Genomic DNA, 8,472 nt, shown 5'->3' on the forward strand with positions numbered 1-8,472 from the left:
GCGACCCTCGGTTCTTCATCCCTTGGCGGCTGTCCGGCCTCTTGTCCGGATACCTACCGACTGACACACGACCACAGGCACGTGCGAAATTGGGCAAGACCGGAAATAAGCGTTTTGACTCCGCTTCGCAAGATTTTTTTTAGGCTGCGGGGAAATTTCCCTAACAGGTGCTTGCACTGTCGCTGTGGGAGCGCTCGCGCGGCGGCGAAAGTGAACAGACGTTAAGTTTCTTTAAGGAAGTGTAAGCATTCGACGCAAGCGAAGAGCGGCTTGTTAGTGCAGCCGACTCAGGCGCGCCGCGTGAACGGCTCGACGCGCTGCGCGGCACGGATGAACGCCGCCATCACGAAGACGCCGACCGCGAACAGCACGGCCTGCAGGATGTGCGCGCCGGTGTCGTCGAGGCCAAGCAGGATCGCGAGCGCCCAGCCGCCGGCGAATGCCGCGCCGAACACTTCGGCGCCGATCAGGATCGCCGCGCTGATGACGGTGATGACGCTGGGCCAGATGATCTGGCGGGGCGCGGTCGGAGAGGGCTGCGAGCTCATGAACGGGGGTCCTGTTTCGAGCCGCAATCTCTATGAAAAGGCCAGCTGTATCAAGCGTAAAAGGCCCAAAAAAGCCCCATCGCGTGATATAGCTGACGCAGCCAATCTGGCGCCAAGACGGGAATGGTGATGTCGGAGATCCAGCAAATGACGGTGGCCACGCAGCCTCAGGCAAACCCGCTTCTGAAGGCGTGGCAGACGCCGTTCGAGACGCCGCCATTCGCCGAGATCAAGCCGGAACATTTCCTCCCCGCCTTCGAGCAGGCCTTTGCCGATCACGCCGCCGAGATCGCCGCCATCGAGCACGACCCCGCGGCGCCGGACTTCGCCAACACCATCACCGCGCTGGAGCGCTCCGGGAAACTGCTCTCCAGGGTGGCGGGGGTGTTCTACGACCTGGTGGGGGCGCACTCCAATCCGGCGCTTCTCGAGATCGACAAGGAGGTGTCCTTGCGGATGGCGCGGCACTGGAACCCGATCATGATGAACGCGGTGCTGTTCGGCCGGATCGCGTTGCTGCGCGACGTCAGCGCCAGCCTCGGTCTGACCGGCGAGGAGAAGCGGCTCTTGGAGCGCACCTACACCCGCTTCCACCGCGCCGGCGCCGGCCTCGACGAAGCGGCGAAGATGCGGATGGCCGAGATCAACGAGCGGCTGGCGCATCTCGGCACCGCGTTCAGCCACCACCTGCTCGGCGACGAGCAGGACTGGTTCATGGAACTGCAGGAGACCGATCTCGCCGGCCTTCCCGGCAGTTTTGTCGCCGCCGCCAGGGCCGCCGCGAGCGAGCGCGGCATGGCCGGCAAGGCGATCGTGACCTTGTCGCGTTCCTCGGTCGAGCCGTTCCTGAAGAGCTCGACCAGGCGTGAGCTGCGCGAGAAAGTATACAAGGCCTTCGCCGCGCGCGGCGACAACGGCAATGCCAACGACAACAACGAAACCATCCTGGAGATCCTCAAGCTGCGCGAAGAGAGCGCTGCGCTCCTCGGCTTTCCGACCTACGCCGCCTACCGGCTGGAAGATTCTATGGCCAAGACTCCGGAAGCCGTCCGCGGCCTGCTGGAGCGGGTCTGGAAGCCCGCCCGGGCCCGGGCGCTCCGGGATCGCGACGACCTGCAGGCGCTGGTCGCGGAGGAGGGCGGCAACTTTGCGCTGGCGCCATGGGACTGGCGCTATTACTCCGAAAAGCTGCGGCAGCGCCGGGCCAATTTCGACGACGCCGCCATCAAGCCCTATCTGTCGCTCGATCACATGATCGAGGCCGCCTTCGACTGCGCCACCCGGCTGTTCGGCGTCACCTTCTCCGAGCGCAGGGATGTTCCGGTCTGGCACCCGGACGTGCGGGTCTGGGAGGTCAAGGACAGCGCCGGCCGCCACCAGGCGCTGTTCTATGGTGACTATTTTGCCCGGCCCTCGAAGCGTTCGGGCGCGTGGATGACGTCGCTGCGCGACCAGCAGAAGCTCGATGGCGCCGTCGCGCCCCTGGTCATCAATGTCTGCAATTTCTCCAAGGGCGCCGACGGCGAGCCGTCGCTGTTGTCGCCGGACGACGCCAGGACGCTGTTTCATGAATTCGGGCATGGCCTGCACGGGATGCTGTCGGACGTGACCTATCCGTCGCTGTCGGGCACTTCTGTCTTCACCGACTTCGTCGAGCTGCCCTCGCAGCTTTACGAGCATTGGCAGGAGCAACCGCAGGTGCTGCGCCAGTTTGCCCGGCATTACCAGACCGGCGAGCCGCTGCCGGACGACCTCTTGAAACGCTTCCTCGCCGCGCGCAAATTCAACCAGGGTTTTGCCACGGTGGAATTCGTCTCCTCGGCGCTGATCGATCTCGAATTCCACACCCAGCCGGCTTCCGCGATCTCCAATGTGCGGGCGTTCGAGCGCCAGGAGCTGGAAAAGATCGGCATGCCCGCGGAGATCTCGCTGCGGCACCGGCCGACCCAGTTCGGCCATATCTTCTCCGGCGATCATTATGCGGCAGGCTATTACAGCTACATGTGGTCCGAGGTGATGGATGCCGACGCCTTCGGCGCCTTCGAGGAGGCCGGCAATATCTTCGATCCGGCGACCGCAAAACGCCTGCACGACGACATCTATTCCTCCGGCGGCTCGCGCGATCCCGAAGACGCCTATGTCGCGTTCCGGGGCCGGGAGCCTGAGCCCGACGCGCTGTTGCGCCGCCGCGGCCTTTTGGAAACGCCCGCGGCCGCCTGAGGCGGCTTCTCGGCCGGGCTCTGCCTCAGCCCGGCCAAAAACCGCGGGTCAGCGGCATGAAGAAAATCGCCAGGTTGATCGCAAAGCCGAGGCTCCACAGGATCGAGCGCAGCGTCGGCCGGTCGCCGAGATAGGTGAAGACATAGGCGATGCGCACGATCAGGAACAACACCGCCAACTCGTCGATCAGCCGCTGCGGGCCGGCGCGGAACTCCGCCAGCAACACCGCGACGGCGAAGAACGGAAACGCCTCGATGCCGTTCTGATGGGCGCCCAGCGCACGCGCGCGAAGGGGGTCGGCGTAAAAGGCGGTATCGCGCGGTTTGGAGTTGTCGAAGCGGCGAAAGGCGATCCACTTCACGGATCCGATCGTCAGCAGATAGAGCATCAGCGTTCCGAAAACGCACCATTCGGCGACCGTCATGGCTTCCCCCGACCCGCGGTAAAGGGGGTGACAGTACCGAAAGGGCCATTATCTTGACAAGGATAGCCCAACGCGCGAAGCCACAGCCATCATGACAGCGGTTGTTCCCATCGAAAGCGCAAAGCCCGCGGCTGCCGAAATCAGGCCCGAACGCGTCGGCGTGCTCCTGGTCAATCTCGGCACCCCCGACACGGCCGACGCCAGGGGCGTGCGCGTCTATCTCAAGGAGTTTCTCAGCGACGCCAGAGTGATCGAGGATCAGGGCCTGTTATGGAAGCTGATATTGAACGGGATCATCCTGCGCATCCGCCCCGGCCGCAAGGCGCGCGACTACCTGAAGATATGGAACACCGAGCGGAACGAATCTCCGCTCAAGACCATTACGCGCGCGCAGTCGGAAAAGCTCGCTCGCAGCATCGCCGACCACGACCACATTGAGGTGGATTGGGCGATGCGTTACGGCAATCCGTCGATCCGTGCGGGGATCGAAGCGTTGACCGCGCGGGGCTGTGATCGCCTGCTGGTGGTGCCGCTCTATCCTCAATACTCGGCTGCGACGTCGGCGACCGTCTGCGACGAAGTGTTTCGCGTATTCGCCGGCATGCGCGCGCAGCCGACCCTGCGGGTGAGCCCGCCTTATTTCGACGACCCCGACTATATCGACGCGCTGGCGGTCTCGATATCAGCGCATCTTGCGACGTTGCCATTTCAGCCGGAGCTGATCGTGGCCTCGTTCCACGGCATGCCGCAGAAATATGTCGACAAGGGCGATCCCTACCAGGCGCAATGCATCGCCACGACAGATGCGTTGCGCAGGCGCATGGGCCTGGATGCGTCGAAACTCCTGCTGACCTTTCAGTCGCGCTTCGGCTTCGACGAGTGGCTAAAACCCTACACCGACAAGACCATGGAGCGGCTGGCGAAGGAAGGCATACGGCGCATCGCGGTGATAACCCCCGGTTTCTCCGCCGATTGCCTGGAAACGTTGGAAGAAATCGCGCAGGAAAACGCGGAGATATTCAAGCACAACGGCGGCGAGCAATTTGCTTTCATCCCCTGCCTGAACGACAGCGACCCCGGCATGGACGTCATCCGCCAACTGGTGCTGCGCGAGCTTCAGGGCTGGATATAGCGTTTAATGGGGATTTGCACCGGGATTTAGTCGCCTCGTATCTGGCGGACGGCCAACCCGGCCTTACCTCTGTTCGAAAAGCGCGGACTGAACCAGCGCGGCCGGTATGCAGACAAACAAGCGTGCGCCCGGTCGCGTTTCGTGCGGGGCATTGGAGGATTTATGAGCGGTTTCGACATTTTCGCCATTACGCTGGTGCTGCTGGTTGTCTTCACGCTGTTTGCCGGCGTCAAGACGGTGCCGCAGGGCTACGACTGGACCATCGAGCGGTTCGGCAAATATACCCGCACCCTGGCGCCGGGGCTCAACATCATCGTCCCCTATTTCGACCGCGTCGGCCGCAAGATGAACATGATGGAGCAGGTGATTAACATCCCGGAGCAGGAGGTGATCACCAAGGACAACGCCACCGTGACGGTGGACGGTGTCGCCTTCTTCCAGGTGTTCGATGCCGCCAAGGCAAGCTACGAGGTGTCCAATCTCAATCAGGCGATCATCGTGCTGACCATGACCAACATCCGCTCGGTGATGGGCGCGATGGATCTCGACCAGGTGCTGTCGCATCGCGACGAGATCAACGAGCGGCTCCTGCGCGTGGTCGACGCGGCGGTGTCGCCGTGGGGGCTCAAGGTCAACCGCATCGAGATCAAGGACATCGTGCCGCCCGCCGACCTCGTCGAGGCGATGGGACGGCAGATGAAGGCCGAGCGCGTCAAGCGCGCCGACATCCTGCAGGCCGAGGGCCAGCGGCAATCGGAAATCCTGCGTGCCGAGGGCGCCAAACAGGGCCAGATTCTGCAGGCCGAAGGCCGCAAGGAGGCCGCGTTCCGCGACGCCGAGGCGCGCGAACGCTCCGCCGAAGCCGAGGCCAAGGCGACCCAGATGGTCTCCGAGGCGATCGCAAAGGGCGATGTCGCCGCGCTGAACTACTTCATCGCCGACAAGTACATCAAGGCGTTCGGGCAACTCGCGGATTCGCCGAACCAGAAGATCATCATGCTGCCGATCGAGGCGATGAGCATTCTGGGATCGCTCGCCGGCATAGGCGAGATCGCGAAAGCGACGTTCGGGGAAAGCGCGGCATCGGCGCAGGCCGCCGCGCGCCGCTCCTCGGTGCCGCCGGCAGGTCCGACCCCGCCGCCCGTGACGCCGCGGCCATGATGAGGTTCATCCCATGACCGATATGTTCTCCACGCTAGGCAGCTGGAACTGGCTGATCTTCGGCATCGTGCTGATGGCGCTCGAGCTGCTGGCGCCCGGGGTGTTCCTGTTCTGGCTCGGGCTCGCGGCGCTGCTGGTCGGCTTGCTGTCATTCGTGATCAATCCAGCCTGGCAGACGCAGATCCTGATGTTCGCGATCTTCGCCGCCTGCGCGGTGCCGCTGTGGCGGCGCATCGCGCTTTCCGGCAAGGCTGTCAGCGCGAGCAATCCGTTCCTCAACAAGCGCGCGGACGCGCTGGTGGGACGGGTGTTCACGCTGGAAAAGCCGATCATCGACGGCGCCGGCACGGTGCGGATCGATGACACTATCTGGCGCGTCGCCGGCCCCGATGCGCCAGCCGGCAGCCGGGTCAGGATCGTCCAGGCCGACGGCGCCAGCCTGACGGTGGCTGCGGCCTAGTTCAGTGCGATTTGCTCCATCGTTCGGCGAAGCGATGCAGCGGCAGGAAGGTTTCGTTCAATTCCCGGCCCAGTCCGGTGAGGCCATATCCCCCTGCTGGAAGAAGCTCGACAAAGCCCGCCTCGCGCAGCTCCGACAGCCGCGCCTGCAGCACCGTGGGCGAGGCTTCGTCGCAGGTTGCGCGCAGCGCGCGCGACGTCAGCGGCTTATCGCGCAGTTCCCACAGGATCCGCAACGACCAGCGCCGGCCCAACAGGTCGAGCAGCACCATGATCGGCCGGCCGGTCCTGGAGCCGCGCACGCCGGGTTTCTTCTCCGTTTTGTTCATGGCTGAGGCTCGTTTGAGCATTAGAAGCTCCCTTGCGGTCTGCTACAGATAATGTAGCATTGCGCTACGTTTATTGTAGCACGGGAGCCCGTCATGTCACGCATTGCGCCGCTTGAGCCGCCGTATGCTCCGGAAATCCAGGGACAGTTCGACCGCATCATGCGCGGCGCCCCGCCGCTTGTCCTGTTCCGGGTCGTCGCGGGCCATGCCCGGGCCTGGGAGAAATTCCGCGCCGGCAGCCTTTTGGACAAGGGGCCGCTCTCGTTGCGCGAACGCGAAATCGTCATCGACCGCACCTGCGCGCTGACGGGTTGCGAATATGAGTGGGGCGTGCATGTCGCGACCTTTGCGGCCGCGGCGCAACTGACCGACGAGCAGGTCGGCGCCACCGCGTGCGGGGCCGCCGATGCGCCGTGCTGGTCGGCGGGCGAACAGGCCCTGATCGCGGCGGTCGATGCGCTGCATCACTGTGCCACCCTGAGCGACGCCGAGTTCAGGGCGTTGTCGGCGCATTACGACGACGCGAAGATTTTCGAGATCATCCTGCTCTGCGGCTTCTATCGCACCGTGTCGTATCTGGCGAACGGGCTCGATTTGCCGCTGGAGGAAAAGGCGGCGCGGTTTCCGAAGGTGGCCTAACCGTCATTGCGGGACGCTTTGTTGTCGACGTCATTCCGGGTTGGTCCGAAGGACCAGACCCGGAATCTCAAGGTTCCCAGATGTGCAATTGCACATCTGGGGTTCGCGCTAACGCGCGCCCCGGAACGACGAGAAGGCTACGCCACGCCTGCGCGCAGCACGTCGTGGACGTGCACGATGCCGACCGGCTTTTTGCCTTCGGCGACGATCAGCACCGACACCGCGGGCCTCGAAGCATCGACGCTCTCGCGCATGATTTCGCTGGCGAGCATGCCGGGGCCGATGGTCTTGGGATTGTCCGTCATCACCTCGTCGACCAAGGCCGTCATCAGGTCGGGCCGCATGTGACGGCGCAGATCACCGTCGGTGATGATGCCGGCGATATCGCCGCCCTTGTCCACGATACAGACGCAACCGAATCCCTTGGCCGACATTTCCACCAGCGCGTCCGACATTTTCGTCCCCAGCGGCTTCAGCGGGATGGCGTCGCCGGTATGCATGATGTCGCGGACGAACTTCAGCATGGCCCCGAGCTTGCCGCCGGGATGGAAATTGGCGAATTCCAGCGCGGTGAAACCGCGGCCTTCGAGCAGCGCGATGGCGAGCGCGTCGCCGATCGCGGCCTGCATCAGCGACGAAGTGGTCGGCGCCAGATTGTGCGGGCAGGCCTCGCGCGCCTTTGGCAGCTCCAGCACGATCTGCGCGGCTTGGCCCAGCGGTGAGGCCGCATTGGAGGTCACGGCAATCATCGGAATTGCAAAACGTTTCGAATAATTGACGAGGTTCTTCATTTCCGGCTGCTCGCCGGACCACGACAGCGCGATGATGACATCGTCGGGCGTGATCATGCCGAGATCGCCATGGCCGGCTTCGGCGGCGTGCACGAAGAACGCGGGCGTGCCGGTGGAGGCAAGCGTGGCTGCGATCTTGCGCGCCACATGGCCGGACTTGCCGAGCCCGGTGACGATGACGCGGCCCTTGGCCTCGCGGATGGTGTCGACGGCGGCGACAAAGGCCGGCCCGAGCGTGCCCTGCAGCGCCGCGGCAATCGCGCTGACGCCGCTGACCCCGGCATCGAGCGTGCGCAAGGCCGATTGAACGGCGGCGTTCGCGTCTGTCCCGGATGATTTCGCCATCAGCGGTTTCGAATGAGCCATGTCTGGTTCCGAAGGGGGCGGGGAAGGTGAGATTCGCCGCGGGCCTCTCTTTAGCACGGCCGATTTCGCGATGCGACGCGGAGCGGCGGTTCTCAACGTCTCATTAACCATAATTGTCTTAACTCCATTAATGACGTTTTCCGCGCCTGCGTGGAACCCGGTCGGCAAGCGTATGAATTCGTTGGGGTATTTCCATCGTGATGTCGGGTCCAGCAAGGGGCCGCCGCAGGCGCGTGATCCTGTTACGCGCGCTCTTGCCGTGCCTTGCGCTGATCGCGCTCGATGAGACCCCGGCGCAGGCCCAGGCGGTCACATCAGACCTGTTCCGCCCGGAACGCGACGGTTTCGTTCGGCCGCAGGATTCGCCGCTGCGCAGGGTGAACGACAAGACCAGCTACAACAC

At 64.1% G+C, this 8,472-nt stretch carries 9 protein-coding genes and 1 pseudogene; 6 read left to right on the forward strand and 4 right to left on the reverse strand.

Going from position 1 to position 8,472, the window contains the following annotated elements; all coding sequences use genetic code 11:
* Nucleotides 1-287: 287 nt before the first annotated feature.
* The gene (locus QZ213_RS20105) at nucleotides 288-548 is read right to left on the reverse strand and encodes a hypothetical protein (protein WP_291687847.1); all 261 of its coding nucleotides are present in this window, start codon (nucleotides 546-548) and stop codon (nucleotides 288-290) included.
* Nucleotides 549-677: 129 nt separating this feature from the next.
* On the opposite strand from QZ213_RS20105, the gene QZ213_RS20110 reads away from it, so the two are divergent.
* A complete protein-coding gene (locus QZ213_RS20110; protein WP_291687848.1) occupies nucleotides 678-2,768 on the forward strand; it encodes a M3 family metallopeptidase in 2,091 nt (696 codons plus the stop codon).
* Between the two features lie 25 nt (nucleotides 2,769-2,793).
* Here the strand turns inward: QZ213_RS20110 and QZ213_RS20115 are convergent, their stop codons facing one another.
* Nucleotides 2,794-3,192, reverse strand: a complete 399-nt coding sequence (locus tag QZ213_RS20115) for an MAPEG family protein (protein WP_291687849.1) — start codon at nucleotides 3,190-3,192, stop codon at nucleotides 2,794-2,796.
* Between the two features lie 91 nt (nucleotides 3,193-3,283).
* Here QZ213_RS20115 and hemH point away from each other — a divergent pair, with 91 nt between their 5' ends.
* The 3 genes from hemH (at nucleotide 3,284) to QZ213_RS20130 (ending at nucleotide 5,945) form a co-directional block, all read left to right on the forward strand.
* Entirely contained in the window at nucleotides 3,284-4,324 is a 1,041-nt protein-coding gene (gene hemH / locus QZ213_RS20120) for a ferrochelatase (protein WP_291687850.1), read from the forward strand.
* A gap of 162 nt (nucleotides 4,325-4,486) precedes the next feature.
* Nucleotides 4,487-5,485 (forward strand): SPFH domain-containing protein, encoded by a 999-nt coding sequence (locus QZ213_RS20125; protein WP_291687851.1) that lies wholly within the window; start codon nucleotides 4,487-4,489, stop codon nucleotides 5,483-5,485.
* Nucleotides 5,486-5,498: 13 nt separating this feature from the next.
* On the forward strand, nucleotides 5,499-5,945 hold the full coding sequence (locus tag QZ213_RS20130) for an NfeD family protein (RefSeq protein WP_291687852.1): 447 nt from the start codon (nucleotides 5,499-5,501) through the stop codon (nucleotides 5,943-5,945).
* A 1-nt stretch (nucleotide 5,946) separates the two neighbouring features.
* Here the strand turns inward: QZ213_RS20130 and QZ213_RS20135 are convergent, their stop codons facing one another.
* A complete protein-coding gene (locus tag QZ213_RS20135; protein ID WP_291687853.1) occupies nucleotides 5,947-6,273 on the reverse strand; it encodes a helix-turn-helix domain-containing protein in 327 nt (108 codons plus the stop codon).
* 93 nt (nucleotides 6,274-6,366) lie between these two features.
* On the opposite strand from QZ213_RS20135, the gene QZ213_RS20140 reads away from it, so the two are divergent.
* A complete protein-coding gene (locus QZ213_RS20140) occupies nucleotides 6,367-6,912 on the forward strand; it encodes a carboxymuconolactone decarboxylase family protein (protein WP_291687854.1) in 546 nt (181 codons plus the stop codon).
* Between the two features lie 137 nt (nucleotides 6,913-7,049).
* On the opposite strand, the gene QZ213_RS20145 is transcribed toward QZ213_RS20140, so the two are convergent.
* Complete coding sequence (locus QZ213_RS20145) at nucleotides 7,050-8,069, reverse strand: KpsF/GutQ family sugar-phosphate isomerase (protein ID WP_291687855.1); 1,020 nt, start codon at nucleotides 8,067-8,069, stop codon at nucleotides 7,050-7,052.
* Nucleotides 8,070-8,269: 200 nt separating this feature from the next.
* Between QZ213_RS20145 and QZ213_RS20150 the strand changes: the two are divergent.
* Nucleotides 8,270-8,472: pseudogene (locus QZ213_RS20150) on the forward strand (hypothetical protein); the annotation flags it as partial.

Origin of the sequence: Bradyrhizobium sp. (assembly GCF_017881085.1) — a bacterium.
GTDB lineage: Bacteria > Pseudomonadota > Alphaproteobacteria > Rhizobiales > Xanthobacteraceae > Bradyrhizobium.

Bases quoted from the DNA above. Each gene is read 5' to 3' on its own strand.
- QZ213_RS20105 (WP_291687847.1), bottom strand. From the start codon at position 548: ATGAGCTCGCAGCCCTCTCCGACCGCGCCCCGCCAGATCATCTGGCCC.
- QZ213_RS20110 (WP_291687848.1), top strand. From the start codon at position 678: ATGTCGGAGATCCAGCAAATGACGGTGGCCACGCAGCCTCAGGCAAAC.
- QZ213_RS20115 (WP_291687849.1), bottom strand. From the start codon at position 3,192: ATGACGGTCGCCGAATGGTGCGTTTTCGGAACGCTGATGCTCTATCTG.
- hemH (WP_291687850.1), top strand. From the start codon at position 3,284: ATGACAGCGGTTGTTCCCATCGAAAGCGCAAAGCCCGCGGCTGCCGAA.
- QZ213_RS20125 (WP_291687851.1), top strand. From the start codon at position 4,487: ATGAGCGGTTTCGACATTTTCGCCATTACGCTGGTGCTGCTGGTTGTC.
- QZ213_RS20130 (WP_291687852.1), top strand. From the start codon at position 5,499: ATGACCGATATGTTCTCCACGCTAGGCAGCTGGAACTGGCTGATCTTC.
- QZ213_RS20135 (WP_291687853.1), bottom strand. From the start codon at position 6,273: ATGAACAAAACGGAGAAGAAACCCGGCGTGCGCGGCTCCAGGACCGGC.
- QZ213_RS20140 (WP_291687854.1), top strand. From the start codon at position 6,367: ATGTCACGCATTGCGCCGCTTGAGCCGCCGTATGCTCCGGAAATCCAG.
- QZ213_RS20145 (WP_291687855.1), bottom strand. From the start codon at position 8,069: ATGGCTCATTCGAAACCGCTGATGGCGAAATCATCCGGGACAGACGCG.